This is a genomic window from Colwellia sp. E150_009 (genome assembly GCF_053543955.1).
Genome location: NZ_JBHFOM010000005.1, coordinates 65868 through 84744, shown reverse-complemented (window position 1 = coordinate 84744; position 18877 = coordinate 65868). Strand labels below are relative to the sequence as shown.

The 18877-nt window shown below is 37.0% G+C and carries 15 protein-coding genes; 6 read left to right on the top strand and 9 right to left on the bottom strand.

Annotation, left to right across the window (positions count from 1 at the left end; translation table 11 throughout):
* Positions 1-19: 19 nt before the first annotated feature.
* The 7 genes from ACE1OF_RS03895 to ACE1OF_RS03865 all read right to left on the bottom strand — a co-directional run bounded on the left by ACE1OF_RS03895 (position 20) and on the right by ACE1OF_RS03865 (position 7334).
* Positions 20-523, bottom strand: a complete 504-nt coding sequence (locus tag ACE1OF_RS03895) for a tetratricopeptide repeat protein (protein ID WP_448892925.1) — start codon at positions 521-523, stop codon at positions 20-22.
* A 359-nt stretch (positions 524-882) separates the two neighbouring features.
* Positions 883-2418: a Fic family protein gene (locus tag ACE1OF_RS03890; protein WP_448892924.1), complete on the bottom strand. Its 1536-nt coding sequence runs from the start codon at positions 2416-2418 to the stop codon at positions 883-885.
* Between the two features lie 336 nt (positions 2419-2754).
* Positions 2755-4647, bottom strand: a complete 1893-nt coding sequence (gene parE / locus ACE1OF_RS03885; protein ID WP_448892923.1) for a DNA topoisomerase IV subunit B — start codon at positions 4645-4647, stop codon at positions 2755-2757.
* Positions 4648-4692: 45 nt separating this feature from the next.
* The gene (locus ACE1OF_RS03880) at positions 4693-5283 is read right to left on the bottom strand and encodes a YqiA/YcfP family alpha/beta fold hydrolase (RefSeq protein WP_448892922.1); all 591 of its coding nucleotides are present in this window, start codon (positions 5281-5283) and stop codon (positions 4693-4695) included.
* A 129-nt stretch (positions 5284-5412) separates the two neighbouring features.
* The gene (locus ACE1OF_RS03875) at positions 5413-6171 is read right to left on the bottom strand and encodes a metallophosphoesterase (RefSeq protein WP_448892921.1); all 759 of its coding nucleotides are present in this window, start codon (positions 6169-6171) and stop codon (positions 5413-5415) included.
* Positions 6172-6187: 16 nt separating this feature from the next.
* On the bottom strand, positions 6188-6655 hold the full coding sequence (locus ACE1OF_RS03870; RefSeq protein WP_448892920.1) for a DUF1249 domain-containing protein: 468 nt from the start codon (positions 6653-6655) through the stop codon (positions 6188-6190).
* Positions 6656-6698: 43 nt separating this feature from the next.
* Positions 6699-7334 (bottom strand): NUDIX domain-containing protein, encoded by a 636-nt coding sequence (locus tag ACE1OF_RS03865; protein ID WP_448892919.1) that lies wholly within the window; start codon positions 7332-7334, stop codon positions 6699-6701.
* Positions 7335-7506: 172 nt separating this feature from the next.
* Here ACE1OF_RS03865 and tolC point away from each other — a divergent pair, with 172 nt between their 5' ends.
* Positions 7507-8850: an outer membrane channel protein TolC gene (tolC, locus tag ACE1OF_RS03860; protein WP_448892918.1), complete on the top strand. Its 1344-nt coding sequence runs from the start codon at positions 7507-7509 to the stop codon at positions 8848-8850.
* Between the two features lie 145 nt (positions 8851-8995).
* Here tolC and ACE1OF_RS03855 read toward each other — a convergent pair whose 3' ends face one another.
* Positions 8996-10093 (bottom strand): glycosyltransferase family 4 protein, encoded by a 1098-nt coding sequence (locus ACE1OF_RS03855; protein WP_448892917.1) that lies wholly within the window; start codon positions 10091-10093, stop codon positions 8996-8998.
* Between the two features lie 182 nt (positions 10094-10275).
* Between ACE1OF_RS03855 and lpxL the strand changes: the two genes are divergently transcribed.
* Both lpxL and ACE1OF_RS03845 read left to right on the top strand, forming a co-directional pair.
* Positions 10276-11214, top strand: coding sequence for an LpxL/LpxP family Kdo(2)-lipid IV(A) lauroyl/palmitoleoyl acyltransferase (gene lpxL, locus ACE1OF_RS03850; RefSeq protein WP_448892916.1), 939 nt, complete (start codon positions 10276-10278; stop codon positions 11212-11214).
* 83 nt (positions 11215-11297) lie between these two features.
* Positions 11298-11966, top strand: a complete 669-nt coding sequence (locus ACE1OF_RS03845; RefSeq protein WP_448892915.1) for a TcpQ domain-containing protein — start codon at positions 11298-11300, stop codon at positions 11964-11966.
* A gap of 62 nt (positions 11967-12028) precedes the next feature.
* Here ACE1OF_RS03845 and glnE read toward each other — a convergent pair whose 3' ends face one another.
* Complete coding sequence (gene glnE, locus ACE1OF_RS03840; RefSeq protein ID WP_448892914.1) at positions 12029-14959, bottom strand: bifunctional [glutamate--ammonia ligase]-adenylyl-L-tyrosine phosphorylase/[glutamate--ammonia-ligase] adenylyltransferase; 2931 nt, start codon at positions 14957-14959, stop codon at positions 12029-12031.
* A 146-nt stretch (positions 14960-15105) separates the two neighbouring features.
* Between glnE and ACE1OF_RS03835 the strand changes: the two genes are divergently transcribed.
* The 3 genes from ACE1OF_RS03835 to ACE1OF_RS03825 all read left to right on the top strand — a co-directional run bounded on the left by ACE1OF_RS03835 (position 15106) and on the right by ACE1OF_RS03825 (position 18843).
* The gene (locus ACE1OF_RS03835; protein WP_448892913.1) at positions 15106-16104 is read left to right on the top strand and encodes a hypothetical protein; all 999 of its coding nucleotides are present in this window, start codon (positions 15106-15108) and stop codon (positions 16102-16104) included.
* Positions 16105-16128: 24 nt separating this feature from the next.
* Positions 16129-17031 (top strand): DUF350 domain-containing protein, encoded by a 903-nt coding sequence (locus ACE1OF_RS03830; protein WP_448893005.1) that lies wholly within the window; start codon positions 16129-16131, stop codon positions 17029-17031.
* Between the two features lie 93 nt (positions 17032-17124).
* Positions 17125-18843, top strand: coding sequence for a polyamine aminopropyltransferase (locus tag ACE1OF_RS03825; RefSeq protein WP_448892912.1), 1719 nt, complete (start codon positions 17125-17127; stop codon positions 18841-18843).
* Positions 18844-18877: the final 34 nt, after the last annotated feature.

The following is an 18877-nucleotide window of genomic DNA, read 5'->3' as shown; positions in this document are numbered from 1 at the left end:
ATTTAAGTCAGAATAAACTTTACAGCGTTGGCCAGTTTGAAAGAATATTTTTCGCGTGTGAATCACCTTGATTAGCTGCAAGTTGTAGCCATTGTTTTGCCATTCTGGGATTACTTTTAACGCCTTTGCCTTCGAGAAGAGCAATACCGTAGTATAATTGCCCTCTGCTATCATTAGTCTGTGCAGCACGCTTTAACCATAAAGTAGAGACATCTTCTTGTTGCATTTCACTATTTATTCCTAATTCATACATATTGGCTAGTAATAACATCGATACAACTAAACCTCTGTCAGCGCATATATTTAACAACGGTAAAGTCTCATAATGCCTTCCCTCTTTATGTATCTCATATGACGCCCAACAAACAAGACCTAAACGATCAGGGAAGCGATCAATTTGTTCAAAATAATACCTTAAATCTAAATCGACTGGGTTTAAAAAACCATCATCTTCTACTGCATTCGCTACAGATATTGTACTCATTAAAAATACAGCTGCAAACATCATTTTAAATTGTCTCATACTTTACTCCATCACATATATTAATGAATGTTAAGTATTGCAAACTTAATATAATGGAATGTCAGGATTATGTCAGGATTATGTAAGGAATGTAATTAGCCATGTTACGATAGAGAAATATACGTTAATTGGATCATAGTATCGTACCTACATATAAAATAATCCTAAACGTGATCTAGGTTACTTTCTTTTGAAATGGGAATAAAGTGCTTTGTATAGAGGGCCTTATATCCTTGGCTGTATTTAAAAGAACATTATCCATTCGTCACTGAATCGCATCAAGATTAGCACATTTATTGAACAGCTAGTAAGTATTATCTCTTATACATGTCTAACTGCTCACTGACAAAATGGTTCACTTAATCAAGTAAAAACACTTCTTGATATTTACTCTCTATTTCTTTTACCTCAGCCTCAGTTAGTGCAGAGAACTCTCTAGTTGTAGCCCTTTTCGATAACCTACCATTACTCTGACGCAAAAAATTAAGTAGTAAACTTAAGCTTTTCTGAGGCATATCAAACCGATTATTTACATAGTTCCAAATCTCATCGTATCTTTCTAGATAAAGGACTTCCTCAGGAAGAACAGTGTCTACCGTATCTTTTACGCACTCAAATAAAAACTCCACTTGGCGTGTCATATCTCCATATCGATACAAGTCAGCCGTTTCATTTGTTACATGAACATTGTTATCTTCAGTCGGTTGCCATTCAATATACTTCAAACGTGGTTGTGTAAACTGCTCTAACACGGCTTTGTACTCTTCTATCTTTTCTAAAATCACTGCTGATACGGGGAAAATAACCCCTTTAGGCGTGAAACCACTCTCAGCTAATACATGATGAATTAAGTAGCGATGAACTCGTCCATTACCATCTTCTAACGGATGAATAATAACAAACGAAAAGGCAATGATTGCAGCAGCTAAAACAGGATGAAATCCTGAATCTTTCATTAGTTCATAGGAATTTAGATAGGCATCTAATAATTCTTCTAAGTCTTCTGGCTTTGCTGATATGTGCTCAGGTATTGGTATATTGGTCACACGATCATGCTCACCAACAAAACCGCCAACGCAACGAATTCCTGGCAGGATAAATCGACTATCAGAAATGATTACTTCTTGTAAACGTTCTATCTCCTCTACGGTTAATGGCTGCATGCCTGCTTGACCAATAATTTTCCCCCATCGCTCTATACGATTATGAGGAGGCGCTTCTCCTTCAATGGTATATGAAGCCTTAGAGTCTGAAAGCAGTAAAAAAGCAGCCGCTCTTGCAAGTAAACCACTGTGAACAGCCCCTATATTTTTTGCCGCTTTTTCGTCTAAGTTTTCCCCTATATACTGAACAAGCTTCTCTGTTTTTTTAATTAAAGGACAAAACCCTTTAACACCTGGTAAGTTGTTATTTATTCGTTGGCGTGAAACCTTGGTTTTGGCGCAGCCAAATTGTAGTTCTTCATTTAGCGCGTCAACATAATTACCAGTAATAACATCCTCAATGGGTAGCACATGCGCAGTAAGCCATTCATAGAAAAACCAAATTCTGCGGCTATACGCCCCTGTTATTTCATTTTCAACTGAAGCAGTAATATCTTCGATTGCTAAAGCGCCAAATAAGCTTTTCATAATTGCTAAATCAGCACCTTCATATTTCAACGCAAATGTCAATTGTGCAAACCAATGCGTGTCAGGCTGATAACGGCTTCCCCATATTAACCATTTTCCTTTGCTTCGTTTAGCATTTATAGCTGGAACAATGGCGCATATCGCATTAGGGGCAGGAACGCTTAGTTGGAATTCATTGATAAGCCAAGCATATCCAACCAGCTCAGCTTCAGGCTCTGGATAGACTTCTTCATCGAAGAACTTTGCGCGTTTAGCTAATACCATATTCCCCACCTAAAAATGATGATTTACCATGAAAAACGATTAGCGACCATGAAAAATGATTATATAAAGCACCACTTCATGAATTATAATTACAAACTATATTATGACTGAAAATTTAAATCAACCGCGTGAAAAACAACTACGAGCCATGAAATATAATTATATTTGACAGGTTGATGTGAATTATGATTATTCATTAATGAATATCATAGTAATGAATTACTAATTCAGATTATAAAAAAAGGGTAATGCAAGTACATTCCCCTTTAGGGTTGAGCTAGAGTTAAATTTCCGCTTTAATAAATTAGGTGCAAATTTATGCTCTTTACCAGACTATTAAACCACCGCTAAATCCCCCTTTGCTTGTAGCCATTCTTTACGATCACCACTGCGTTTTTTCGAGAGTAACATATCCATCATTTCAATGGTTTCGCTGTGTTCTTCATCTAGCGCAGTGAGTTGTACTAAACGACGCGTGTTGGCGTCCATGGTAGTTTCTCTAAGCTGAAGAGGATTCATTTCACCCAAGCCTTTAAAGCGCTGTACATTGACTTTACCGCGTTTTTTCTCAGCTTCTATTCGGTCAAGAATGCCGTCTTTTTCTGCCTCATCTAATGCGTAAAATACTTCTTTACCAACATCAATTCTATACAGTGGTGGCATGGCTACATATACGTGCCCTGCTTGTACTAAAGGTAAAAAATGCTGTGTAAATAACGCACATAATAACGTAGCAATATGCAGTCCATCCGAATCGGCATCTGCTAGGATGCAAATTTTACCGTAACGCAACTCTGATAAGTCATCACTGTCAGGGTCTATGCCTAGGGCAACTGAAATATCATGCACTTCTTGTGAGGCGAGTATTTGTCCTGATTCAACCTCCCAAGTGTTAAGAATTTTACCACGCAGTGGCATGATGGCTTGAGTTTCACGGTCTCGCGCTTGTTTAGCACTACCGCCTGCCGAGTCTCCTTCTACTAAAAATAGTTCTGTGCGTGACAGGTCTTGGCTGCCACAATCCGTTAGTTTGCCTGGTAAGGCTGGGCCTTGAGTAATTTTTTTGCGCACAACTTTTTTACTGGCACGCAAACGTTTTTGTGCATTACTGATACAAAATTCAGCTAATTGTTCGGCAATGTCGGTATGTTCATTAAGCCATAAACTAAAGGCGTCTTTTACTACGCCTGTGACAAAAGCGGCACATTGACGTGAAGATAAGCGCTCTTTGGTTTGTCCTGCAAATTGTGGATCTTGCATTTTGATGGACAAAATATAACTACACTTATCCCAAATATCATCGGGGGTTAACTTTAAGCCGCGGGGAATTAAATGCCTAAATTCACAAAATTCACGCATAGATTCTAATAAACCTTGCCGTAAGCCATTCACATGAGTACCGCCTGCAACCGTGGGTATTAGATTTACATAACTTTCACCGACACTTTCGCCACCTTCAGGCAGCCAAGTTACCGCCCAGTTCGCCGCTTCGCTTTGGGCTGTAAATTCGCCAACAAAGGGTTGTTCTGGCAAACTTACATAGCCTTGAACCGATTCTTTTAAGTAGTCTGTTAGCCCGTCTTCATAACACCATTCGTATTTTTTATTTTCAGTTTTATCATGAAACTTAATGGTTAAGCCAGGACATAATACCGCTTTGGCTTTTAATAAGTGGGTGAGCTTTAATACTGAAAATTTAGCTGAGTCAAAATATTTAGGATCAGGCCAAAATTTCACTCTTGTGCCCGTGTTACGTTTACCTACTGTGCCCGTTTCTCTTAATTCTTCTACTTTGTAGCCATTTTCAAACGCCATTTCATAAATTTTGCTATCACGCCTGACTGAAACGTCTACACGGGTTGATAACGCATTAACCACTGAAATACCTACGCCGTGTAAGCCTCCCGAAAATTGATAGTTTTTGTTAGAAAACTTGCCCCCAGCATGCAGTTTACAAAAAATAAGTTCAACCCCAGAAACACCTTCTTCAGGGTGAATATCAATGGGCATTCCTCGACCATCATCAATAATTTCTAATGACTGATCGTTGTCTAAAATCACGCTAATATTTTGAGCATGTCCAGCAAGGGCTTCATCAACCGAGTTGTCGATGACCTCTTGACCTAAATGGTTTGGTCGAGTGGTGTCTGTATACATACCGGGACGATGGCGAACGGGATCTAAGCCACTGAGTACTTCAATAGAGTCTGAATTATATTGGTCTGTCATGATTTGTTTATCTTTATCAACATTATTGTTATGTATGTTTGAAACTTAGCTTAATTGAAAAAATTCAGCCGTTATCGGCAGTTTTTGATCAAAACCAATAAAACTATGATCTCCGCCCTGTTCAACGATTAAACGACAGTGCTGAAATTTGTCTACAGCTTCTTGATAATCTAACACTTCGTCGCCTGTTTGTACCATAATTAGATAATTATTTTTTTGTTCATCGTCAAATGATGGCGCACTTTGTTCTATCGCTTTAAGTTCTAACATGTGTTGTGTAGTCACTTGGTAGGTTATATTAGTGTAAGTATTTGTTTGCTCACCGATGTAGGTTTCTAGTAGTGTAAAGGGTTTAATTGCGGGGTTAATAAGAACTGCACGCAATTGATATTGGTTAGCTAAGTAATGCGCAAAATAGCCCCCCAACGATGAGCCAATTAAGTACCAATCTTCATCACTGGCTGCCTCAATAATTTGCGTTAACTGCGCAATGGCCTCATTAGGTGAATTAGCTAACTGCGGACAAACAAAATTAATTTCAGGAAAGTGTTCTTGAAAATACTGGCGCGACAACTTTGCTTTCAACGATTGCGGAGATGAATTAAAACCATGAATATGAAGAATGTTTTTTTGCATGTTATATCTTTGCTTTTCCTATTATCAATAATCTACCGTGGTATTTATGGTGATATATCTGCCAGTTTATGTGTCTATTTACTAGCACAAACCAGTTCCATCGATAAGAACTCACTCAACATTAACGGCTTAAAAAGAAATGATGTCGCTACTAATTTCACCGTTATTTGCTAGATAAAATAATCGATAACTGGGCTTAATTGAGCCCAATTTTTCTTTCGTATCACCAAATTGTACTGAGGTTGCAGGGCAAGTATACACATCAACATTACAATGAGATAAATGCGTTGCCCTGTGCACATGACCACAAGCAATGGCTTTAATGTTCATCTTGGCATTATTTAACTGAACAATATTTTGCCAAAATACATCTTGTTCTAATAATCCATGTTTATCAATGTAATATCCTACATTAATAGGATGATGATGCATCATCAATAATTGGTATTTATTATCACTCATTTGGTCAGGCAACGCTTGTAAATATTGTTGATTAACTAACCCCGACGGCGTATCACTTTTACTGTCTAATAGCTGTATTTGCCAAACATCATGATTAATAGTGTTATGAGTATCAAAGTTAGGACTTTTTAAGTGTTTAGTCAGTAGTTCTCTATCGTCATGATTACCCGCTAAAAAATGTACTTGAACGGAAATTTTTGCCTGCTCGATGGCCTGAACAAAGTGTTGATAAGAAAGCTCAGAGTGATCTTGAGTAAGATCTCCCGTAAACACAACACAGTCAATATTTTTACGTTGGCTAATATCAGCTAACACCTTAGTTAAATTTTGCCACACATTAGCACCAAAGTGTGTAGCTTGCTTATCAGCAAATAAGTGACAGTCGCTAAATTGGGCAACAACAAAAGTATTGTTTGAGATTATCATAATTTAACCTTATTAATCATAAAGTTACTTTCACTTTACCATGAGCTAAACATAGATGTAACCACTCATTTAAAAATTGATTAATTTGCTGTTTTTCATCTTGTTGATGCATTTTTTTATTCGGGTAGTCGTAGCGTGGTTTCACCTGCGTAATATCCTGACTACTGATGACTTCAGCCATGCGTGCATCGTGGTATAAACGAATACTCATGCGAGGGTGAAATGCATCTGAAAATAATTTTTTTGTATTCGTATTAACCTGCTCAAAGGTGATGAGCGAGGTATAACGTGTCACTTCATTCACGGTTATAACATAAGTTAGGTGATCATTAATAAAGAAATGTCGTTGTTGCCCAAGCCCTGTTTCGTCGGCTTGCACTTTCAATAATAATAAATAATTATTGGCACACAAGTGCATCAAACTAACAAGGTTAGGTTGATATTTTTTTTTACGATTTACTGTACTGTTTGGGAAAAAACTCACTTCGTTCCTTTTCTATTTACTATTATGCAGCTATTTATTCACTCTACAGGGTTTGATAATTCATTGCTAACCATTGCAACCCAATAACGGTAGCAGCATTGGCAATTTTCCCTTCCTCTAGTAATGCTAACGCGTCTACACGTGAGACAATATGTAACAAAATATCTTCATTTTCATCATCTAACCCATAAATACTACCAGGCGATACTAAGGTGCTATCAAAGGGGGCCCAATACAAATAAATACGCTCACTAGTCCCACCTGGGCTTGAAAGGTACTGCATTATAGGTTGTATGGTTGACGGCTCTAATGCAATGTTAGCCTCTTCTTTAGTTTCTCTTACCGCAACATCAATGGGGCTTTCATTTTTATCAAACATACCCGCAACAAATTCAAGCATCCAAGGTGTTTCACCCGTACGAATAGCACCAGTTCTAAATTGCTCTAACAGCAACAAGTTATCTTTTACGGGGTCATAAAGCACAACAACAACCGCGTCTCCCCGTTCAAATACTTCTCGAGTAAATTCATCACTTAACTTACTTGAAAACAGTTTATGTTGAAGGTGATACTCATTTAGCTTAAAAAAACCATGATACTTTGTTTTTACTGCTGTAATCGTTACGTCCTTTTGATCATATTGCAGCATAGGCATAGATTTACATTTATCATCTTGCATAAATACTCTCTTTTCAATAATAATTTGTTACACTACCAAATACTTATTTTATTTAGTTAATTTTGAAACTTCTGTAACATAAGCTGATATAAAAAATGAAACGATACAGTATTGTTATATTATATCGCTATATTATACGGGAATAAATCTCCCCCCAAGGAAAGATAGACTCATGAAAAAAACATTAAGTACATTGATTATAGCTATTGCGAGTGCAATGGTTACAACAAATGCTCAAGCTGATGATTTATTATCAGTTTATCAGCAAGCGTTACTAAACGATACCGTCGTATTAAAAGCGCAAGCACAATTTGACATAGTAAAGGAAGATATCGTTCAGGCGCGTTCAGCATTACTGCCACAACTGAGTGGTTATGCAAATTATACTGATGGTGAAAGAGAGAGCTACGATACGGATACTAGTAATACATTAACCACTGAATTTAATTCATTAGGCTATGGCGCTAACTTAAATATGCAACTTTATCATCATGATACTTGGTTACGTTTAGGTATTGCAGAAAAAACAGCTCATCAAAGTGATTTATCTTACCAAGTAGCAAAACAAGATTTAATTGTGCGTGTTACTCAAGCCTATTTTGCTTTATTAAGCACCAAAGATGATTTAACTTTTGCTAAAGCAGAAAAAGCAGCTATTGCGCGTCAGCTAGAACAAACTAAACAACGTTTCTCTGTGGGTTTAACGGCCATCACTGATGTACATGAAGCACAAGCTCAATATGATAATGCCGTTACTGAAGAAATTCGCGCTGAAAATGCTATTTTTAGTGCTGAAGAAGAATTACGTGTTATTACCAATACGTACCCTAAAAATTTGAATGTGTTAAATACTGAGCGTTTTAGCACTTCAGCACCAACCCCTAATAGTGCTGATGAATGGCAAAAAGCCGCTGAAGCTAAAAATTTAGATCTGATTGCCTCAAAAGTAGGCATTGAAATAGCGAAGCAATCTATTAATTCAGCCAAAGCAGGCCATTATCCTACATTAGATTTTAATGCGAGTTATAACAACTCTGATGATGAAACAGAGACGAATTCTGTAAACATTAATAGCCCAACATTAAATGATTATTCGGTAGGCGTAACATTGAATGTGCCAATTTATTCAGGGGGCGCAATAGAAAGTAGTGTACGTAAGGCACAAAGTAATTTTGTATTAGCCAGTCAAAATTTAATGCAAACACATCGTTCAGTTGTTCGTACCACACGTAATGCCTATAACACTGTTGTTGCAAATATTTCGGCAATTAAAGCGTTTGAACAATCGGTACTAAGTGCCACTAAAGCCTTGGAAGCTACCGAAGCTGGCTTTGAGGTTGGTACCCGTACTATTGTCGATGTATTAGATAGCACGCGTAATTTATATAATGCAAAACGTAACTTATCATCAAATCGTTATGCATATATTCAAAATGTATTATTATTAAAACGTGCTGGTGGTACGATTACCGATGCAGATATTACAGCGATTAATTCAGGTTTAATTGCCGAGTAATGCGTTACAACCTAATCACGTTACAACCTAACCGAAATGCGCATATTGCGTTTTCTAACTAATACCCACCATGTAGCATAAATATCCGCCTACTTATTTTCGATTGTAGGCGGATTACTTTACAAAAAGCATTTATCACTATTTTTTAATTCATTAAACTTCTAAAAAAATCGACTAATTGTTTAGCTTCTCGTTGTACTGAATAATGCTCAAGCACTCGCTCTCGACCATTTATCCCCATTTGAGTTAATTTTTCTTGGTCACTCAATAATACATCCATTTTCTCAACTACGGCGGGTAAGTCGTTCACGGGTACAACATAACCATCAACACCTTCGCGTACAACTTCAGGCCATGCTCCAGCTTCACTAGCCAACACAGCAGCTTGACTACTCATGGCTTCAAGAATTGTTAAACCAAATCCTTCGTTATCACTTAAGGCAACAACCAATGACAATGCACTGAATATTTTTGGAATGTCGGCAAAATTTTGCTCACCAGCAAAAACTATACGCTCTGACAAGCCTGCTTTGTCAATTTCTACCTGCAAACCTTTAACAAAGTTTTCATTGCTTGCGCTAATAGAGCCAACAACCACTGCGGTATAATCTGGATATTTATCAAGCAACTCAATACAGCTTCGAACAAATAAATGTACACCTTTTTGTTCCCGCACTCGGCCTAATATAGCAATGCCCTTTTTACCTTTTTTAATTGATTTAGGTAAAATATTAAGCGCTTGCCACGCTGCTTCTTTATCTTCGGGTGGAATATAAACATCAGTTTTAACACCGTGATAAATAATAGCATCGGGCTTACGATGTAAATAACTCGCAGAGGCTTTGCACATTGCTAACAAAGCATCCATTCTGTCAGTTAACCACAGTGTAAAACCACTACGGTGACGTTGTGCAGCACTACTGAAAACTATTTTTATTTTGGCTCTAAATAGATGTTTTAATAATAACGCTTGTATCATTTCATCAACCCGACGTGCATGAAAAATTCTAACACGGCCTTCAGCCAAAGGCTGTTTACATAATTTTACTACTTGCCAAAAAGTAATATTGAGAGACTCATCAGGCAAATGATGTTTTCCCATCACTCGTAAATTAATGAGTTTTTGTTGCGTAGATAACAGTTGTAACATGGTAGACGTTACACCCGAAAAATTTGAGTTAGAATTACCGATAATTAGCTCAATGTCTTTCTCTGTTCCTTTGTGCTGTACTTGATTATTCATTGACTGTTCTTAACTTGGTTTGTAGTGATGGCTATAACAACGATGAATCTATTCTACTGGAAAATATCACAAGCTTCACTGTACTTTTTAATAAAAACAACAGGTTCTTCTTTCATAAATCTATGGTAAGCCTATATAATCAGCCACAGCAATTTTTACGTACTTAACCAAGAGAATGTACTGTGAGCAGAAATAAAGTATTACAGCCTGATTTTAAATTAACTTTTTTATTACCTAAATATTGGTTAACTTGGGTTGGTGTTTTTATTCTCTATAGCATTTCATGGTTACCTTACAAATGGCAGTTAAGCTTAGGGCGACTGTTGGGGCGCCTACTATTCAAAATAGGCTCAAAAAGAAAACATGTAGCAGACGTTAATTTAAAGCTATGTTTTCCTGAAATGACTGAGCAAGAACGCAATAAAATATTAAAGAAAAATTTTGAAAATACAGGCATTGCTCTTTTTGAAACCGGCATGGGCTGGTGGTGGCCTGATTGGCGAGTAAAACGAAAATTTACCGTAACGGGGTTAGAGCATATAGAAAATGCCAAGCAGGCAGGCTACAACATTTATGTGTTAGCAATGCATTATTTATCAGCTGAAATCATAGGCCGAGGTTTTGGTCTTCATCATCCTTTAGTTATTTTTTATCGCCCGCACAATAACCCACTGATGGAATTTTTTCAATTTAGAGGTCGCGGAAGATCAAATAAATACATGCTAGGAAAACGAGATGTTAAAGGCTTAATAAAGGCGATCAGGGCTGGAGATTCTTGCTTGTATTTACCCGATCAAGATTACGGCAGAAACCGCAGCGTATTTGTTCCTTTTTTTAATGTAAAGGAAACCGCTACTACCACAGGTACCCTTATATTTGCTCGACAGCCTAAAACTAAAACTTTTATGCTAATACCAAAACGGCATGATGATGGCAGTGGTTATAGTATTGAAATTACACCTGCGTTAGATAACTTTCCCACGGATGATGATATTAATGATGCCACACGTGTAAACCAAGAAGTGGAAAAGGCAATTTTACGTAAACCGGACCAGTATATGTGGTTACATAGACGTTTTAAAACTCGTCCTGATCCCAATGCACCTTCAGTATACAAATAGTGTTAAAATTTAATGCTTTGATAAAGTTGGAACTATTTTGTATGGTATAAGCAGGATAGTTAATCATTGGATATTTAATTATTATGGGTTTTTGGATTAGAAATGCGATTATCGCTATTATTTTGATTGGGCTCGGTGTAGCTTTTTTCCTGAACAAAGATCTGCTCCTTTCGTTAACAACAGAAGATAACCAAACAACAACTGTAGACGTTGAAGAACTAAAAGAAGCATCGGCTAACGCTGAAAAAGAAAAGGTAAAAGTAAAATATCAACAAGGTAAAAAGTCTACCAATGCCGCTGCAGAAGGGCTCTCTAAATTTTATGCTAAAATTTATGGTGATGACAGCAAACGAAAGGTAAGAAATAACATTATTTTTTTACCCGACCCTGAAGGTGATTTAGTCAATTTATTACAAGCAAAAGAAATGATGGTTCGCCCTTTTCGCAAAAATTGGAGTGGAACTAAAGTATCTAGAACGTTTAGAAAAGGAGAAACCCTTTATCAAAAAATAACGGAATATGCGGCTGATGAGGGAGTAGAAATAATATGGTGGCTCAATAAAGACTTTATTGTTAAAGATCCTTTTCGTATTAATAAAAATCTTTTAAAAACAGCTAGTCAAATTGGCAGAGGTATATCTGGCCATTTTCCAGAGGGTATAAATACATATTTTTGTTACCGCCAACGAACAATCGTTTTTATTAGTGAGCCTCCAACGTACCTTAACGATGAATGTTTATTTTTAAAATAAGCATTCATCATTCAATATATCCCATTTTTATAATGAATTGACCCTATACAAAACCAAAAGCACTATAAGAACTTAGTCCATAACTGAGTAACATCTTTCTGATTTATTAATAAAGACTTATCTATTAACAGTGCTTCATTTTGTAATGTTGCTTTGTGTCCATAGTCTCTAAGTTGCTGATAAGTATTCACCAGCAACTTTTGTTCTGTTTGACTTAAGATTTCAAGTGCCGCTAATGATTTAAAAATACTCACATTATTGCAATGCTCCATTAAACTATGGTGCTCGTTGCTGTGAGCTAACACTAGGTATTGTGCTAAGAATTCAATATCAACCAAACCTCCTTCGCCTTGTTTAATATCAATAAGATCACCTGCAGATTTATCAAGATGCTTACGCATTTTTTCGCGCATTTCACTTACTTCAGTCTTTAATTTTGTAAGCTCCCTTTTTTTGCTCAATATTTTTTCACGAATCGCTTTAAACTCATTTGCAATGATTTCATTTCCATACACAAGACGCGCTCGAACAAGTGCTTGATGCTCCCATGTCCATGCATCTTGCTGCTGATATTGGCCAAAGGTATTGATGTGAATAACTAGCACACCTGAATTACCCGAAGGGCGCAAACGCATATCTAATTCATATAAAATACCACTATTCATGCGCGTATTAAAAATATGCATGATGCGCTGGGCTAATTTCATATAAAATTGGCTTGCAACTACCACTTTATCACCGTTGACTAAACCTGTTGTTTCATCACCTTCGGGGCTATGGTGAACAAAAACAAGGTCAAGATCAGAGCCGTAACTCAGTTCATTACCTCCTGTTTTACCATAAGCAATAACGGCAAAGCCTTTACTGCCAATATCAAGGGTTGATTTAGGCACACCAAAACGATTAGCAACTTGTTGCCAAGCAATATTAATAACTTCATTAATAATGGCTTCAGCTAAAGCCGTTAAATGTTGACTTACTTTTTTCACATCTAACACTTGAGCAATATCTGCTGCTGCTATGCGTAACTGTTGTGACTGTTTGAAAAGACGTAGGGCATCCATTTGTGCCTCAAGATCTTCTTCTGGAATACGTAACATACTTTCACGTAACTCTAGTCCATATGCCGAAAGTTTTGGCGGGTTGTGTAACAAGGTTGGATCAATTAATTCATCTAATAAAATTGGATATTTGGCAATATAATCAGCTACCCAACTACTGGCTTGGCATAATTGAATAAGCTGTTTAAGTGCGCCTTCATTTTCAAATAACAATTCCAAATAAGCAGTACGAGTGACTATTTTTTTAAACACATGTAACACACGTTCAAGTACAAATTCTGCTTGTTTTGCCTGCTGAATATGGCAAATAAGGGCAGGAATTAATTTGTCTAATACTTGCCTACCTCTGCTGCCAATACTGCGTTTACTCACATCTTCTCTAAAGTCGACTAATAAATGCCAAACGCTATTGCTGCTCCATGTGCAGGTATTTTGCTTTACTAACTCTTGTTCAATCCAAGCGATAGACTCTTCATCATTCCAACGGCTATTCCACAGCACACTCCAGTGTTGATCTTCGGTTTGATTATTTGGGCCTTCAATACCAATTAATTCTTCAAATTTTTCATGCACACTGTCCATATGCCCCTGCAATATTTGAATAAAACCATCCCAACTATCAATGTTAAGTACATACAACAGCCGTTGTTTGTCTAGCGTATGATCGGGCAATGTTTGCGTTTGTTTATCCGCTAACGCTTGTAATATATTTTCCACGCGTCGCAAAAAGCAATACGCATTTTGTAAAACAATTTTGCTTTCTTCTTCTATTTCACCAGAGATCACTAATTCAGGTAACACTGTTAACAGGTTTCGTTGTTGTAGCTCTTTTACCCTACCACCACGAATCAACTGAAAAACTTGAACAATAAATTCAATTTCTCGAATACCACCAGCCCCTAATTTAATGTTGTTAACTAATTGCTTACGCCGTACCTCTTGTGAAATCATGCTTTTCATTTTACGTAAACTGTCAATCACACTAAAATCAATATAACGACGATAAACAAAGGGTTTCAATAATGTTGAGAGTTGTTGATGATAGCTTTGTTCTTCATTGATCGAAGCCTCTTTTAGGGGAGTCTTTACTATAGAAGGGATAACTCTAGCTTTTAGCATAGCATAGCGTTCCCAATCACGACCTTGCTCTTGATAATAATCTTCCATTGCACTGAACGTTAGCACTAAAGGGCCACTTTCACCAAAAGGCCTTAAGCGCATGTCTACGCGGTAAACAAAACCATCAGCCGTTTGTTGATGCAATGAGCTTATTAATTTTTGCGCTAAGCGTGTAAAAAATTGCTGGTTGTCTAAGCTGCGTCGGCATCCTTGTGTTTCTCCGCTATGTGGATAAACAAAAATGAGATCAATATCAGAAGAAAAATTCAATTCTTTCCCTCCCAACTTACCCATACCGTACACCAGCAAAGGTTGAATATCGCCTGATTTACTAGTAGGAACTCCCCACTTATCCTGACAAAACTCTGTTAGCCAATTAAGACTCCCTTGAATTAAAGCATCGGCAAGTTGTGATAATCTTTCCAATGAATACTCTAGCGCGATATTCAAAACCAAATCTGCAATCGCAATATTAACCATTTGCTGTAAACGAAAGCGTCTCAATAAACGGTGTAGCTGCTCTTCGCTTTGACAATTTTCTAATAACGCTTGAAGCAAGCTAGCATAATCAGGTGTTTCTTGTAGGTATACACTTTTACTTACAAATAAATCAATCACTAACTCAGGGGCTTGTAGCGCACTTGTTAAGATAAAATCACTTAACGTAATCGCTAATTTAAAGTGCTCGAGTTGCTGAGATGCTAACGCTTGATAACTGTTGGGGTGCTGTTGACTAAATTGCTGCCAACTTTTTTGTTGCTGCTGCTCAAGTAAGTTATTATCATGATGCGGTGATAAAGTAAGAATAGACAAAAGCGTTCCTTTAATATGTGATATTTTTATTTAAACTTTTATTTAAAATATAACGGTCAAGATAATAGACATAATATGTCAACAATGCTATTACTATGACACTAACTTGAGAATAACATAGCATTTTTATGGAGATGATGGCAGTAATGCAAAGGCTAACAACCCCTTTTCCTCAACAGTATTTAAAGAGTATATGCACTAGATCAATGTTAGTGGTAGTTATTTTTTTATTGGCTGCTTGTGGCGATCCAATTAAAGAACAAGCATTACAACAACTGCCAATTACTGAGCAAAGAGTTACACAGTTAGGTGATGCTTTAAACAATGACCAAGTGCGTAATGCAACCTTAATAAAGCAATATGCGAAAAAAGTGGCGGTGCTAAAGCCCGAATTAACCCCATTAATTAATGAATTCAAAAAAGATGCGACCACACAAGGCCCCATGTATTTGGCATTACTTGATCGCATTAACACGGTAAAAAATCAACCACAAATGTTTGCATCAAGCCAAGCACTTTACGATGAATTACTCAATATTTACCAAGCCGCTGATACAACACTATATTCAGACGCATTAAGTGATCCTCTTAACGTGTTAGCTGACATGTCTGATGGGCAATTACCTCGAATAAATGCCTTATCAAAAGCACAAAGTCAACAAGCCAACAATGCACAAGACTTTGGTACTGGTGAACAACTCATCGGCAATCCAAACTATGGTCACTGGCAAACAGGTAGTAATGGTATGTCATTTTGGGCATGGTATGGCATGTACTCAATGATGGGTGACTTATTTGGCCGCCGCACTTATTACAATGACTGGGGCAGAAGCCGCAATTATAGCTACTACAATGATTATGGTAGAACGCGTTACAGCTCTCCTAGTCAACTCAAGAATCAAACAAAGCTTGATGAACGTACAAAAAAATCTTTTACTAACCAAGGTAAAAAATACGCAAGTCCATACAGCAAAAACAGGACAGGCTCTTCAAGCTTATCCGGTAAAAGTAAAACAGCACAAACCAGTGCAAATCGCTTTCGTAGCAACACAGTTAAGAAAAGTAGTTATGCAAGCAAAAGTAAAAATTCAAGCTTTAGAAACTCAAATACCAACACATCACGTGGCTTTCGACGTGGAAAATAACAGGTAATAGGAAAAGAAAACATGATAAATTCATTAATTGAACTCGTTGGTGTGAATCAAGAACTACTCGTTTTTTTAGCTATAGATATCACCATTGCCATTATACTATTAGGCGCTATGCGCTTTTTATTAGGGCTAACAAGCCAAGTGAATAGCACCGAAGAATTAGCTCATAAAGATAATTTTGCTTTTGGTGTTAGTGTTGCGGGTAGTATTTTGGCTTTAGGAATTGTATTAACTGGCGCAATTACAGGTGAAAATGCCCCCAGTTATCTAATGGAAGTTATTGGTATGCTAGCATACGGAACATATGGCTTAATCTTAATTAAAATAGGCCGTATTATTCAAGATAAAGTAGCGCTTCAACATTTAAACAAAACAGAATTAATAAAAGAAAAAAACCTTAGTATTGGCATTATTGATGCCGCGGGCGCAATTGCTACAGCCATTATTATTCGTGCGGTTCTCCTTTGGGTTGATGGTTTAGATATATCAACCTTTATTGCTATCACCAGTGGTTTTGTTGTTGCGCAAGCCGTGTTAATTTTGGTGACAAGAATCCGTGAGAGTCGCTACGCAAAAAACAATCAAGAAGACTGTTTACAAGAAGCGTTAAGTGAAGGGCAACTCGCATTAGCTATTCGATACAGTGGCCAAGTAATTAGTACTGCCCTAGCCGTTACAGCAGCAAGTCATTTTATTATTTATAGCCCTGCAACCTTAGTGAATAACCTACTTGGTTGGCTGGTATTTGGCATTATCATGACTTTACTGGTTTCAATCTTAACAACATTAGCAAAACGCATTGTATTATGGGGAATAAATTTAGTTGAAGAAGTAGATCAACAACATAATATTGGCGTTGCGAGTATTGAAATGGCAACAAGTATTTCAATTGCACTTATTTTAACTGCGCTAATGGCATAAAACACACTGTTTCAGTTACGAGTAGTGAATAGAATAACACTCGTAACTGAAAATTTACTACCTTGGTAGCCCCTCACATACTCACTTTTTTATATGATTTCAAAAAACTCCCGTTTGCTTGATGACACATTGTTAATCTTAACGATGGCTGTTTTAGCTGGCTGTGGTTTAATCTATGAATACTTACTTTCACATTACGCTGGTAGAGTTTTAGGTGTAATGGAAAGCACCATTTATACCATGATAGGCTTAATGATAGTTTCTATGGGGTTAGGTGCTTTTGCTGCCCGTAAAGTACATTGTGCCTTTAATGGGTTTGTATATTTAGAATTAATTATTGCCTTACTGGGCTCCAGTGCTATTTTGTTTATTGGTGCACTGATTGCGTTTACCCAAACCCTGCCTCATGTTATCGCCGATATGTTATCACTACCCCCAGATATGCTACCCCAAGGTGGTATTTTTAACGCGTTAAGTTTTTTAGCGTTAAAAAGCCCCTACTTTTTTGGTGTTATTTTAGGCTTTTTTATTGGTATGGAAATACCGTTAATTGCCCGTATACGAGAACAAATTCATGGCCAACATTTAGCAAACAATTTAGGAACAATTTATGGCGCTGATTACATTGGCGCGGGGGTAGGTGCTGCTATATGGGTAATATTTTTATTAAGTATTGATATAAGTAAAGCCGCTGCATTAACCGCTAGCCTAAATCTGATAGCTGGTGCTTTTTTTATTATGCGTTATTGGCAAGCATTACACTGGCGAAAAACTTTTGTTGGTGCGCACATACTACTAGCGGCCATTATTGTTTTAATGTTTAATTATGGTAACCAATGGCTTAATCAAATGAATAGTGTGCTGTATTTAGATAAAGTCGTACATAGTCAAAAAACACGCTACCAGCAACTTACCTTTACCGAACGAAACATGGGGGTTAATTCTACCAATACGCAATTTGGCCAAGCACAGAAAAGCATTATTAACTTTTATATTAATGGTCGTTTGCAGTTTTCATCTATTGATGAGCATATATATCACGACTATTTAGTTGCACCTGTTCTCGCTGGCTCCGCACGTCATAACAATATATTAATTGTCGGTGGTGGTGATGGTTTAGCACTTCGAGATGTATTGAAATATTCACCTGACAGCGTTACCTTAATAGATTTAGACAGTGAATTAATTGATATTTTTCAAAACCCAAAAGCGCATGTAAGCCCGAGTTTAGCTAAAAAAATTAGTTATATGAATCAAGGTAGTTTACAGGATGACCGCGTTACTATTTTGCGTAGCGATGCTTTTATAACCATTAATGAATTACTAAAATCAGGGCAAGTATTCGACGCTATTATTGTTGATTTACCTGATCCAAGCCATCCTGATTTGAACAAACTTTACACGGTTAATTTTTATGCTAGATTAAAGCAATTACTCGCTGGCGATGGTTTAATTGCCATTCAATCGACAAGCCCTTATCACGCAAAAGGATCATTTATTTCAATAGGAAAAACATTAAAAGCAGCTAAATTTCCTCATGTACAGCAATACCACGACAATGTACCAAGTTTTGGTGAATGGGGTTGGACTATCGCGGCTAAAATGGGGGCAAGTCCATTAGTAAGGTTGAATAAATTAGAACAACTCCCCATACAACCTACATGGCTGAATTTAGATTTATTAAAAGCTGCTTTTATTTTCCCGAATGATTTCTATAATAATACTGAGAATATTGGCGTAAATACATTAGGAAGTCATACGCTTTATCAATTACATCAACAAGCTTGGCAAAACCAACAAGGGATTCAATAAATCAACGCAAGAAAAGATAAAAATGACACCTTAG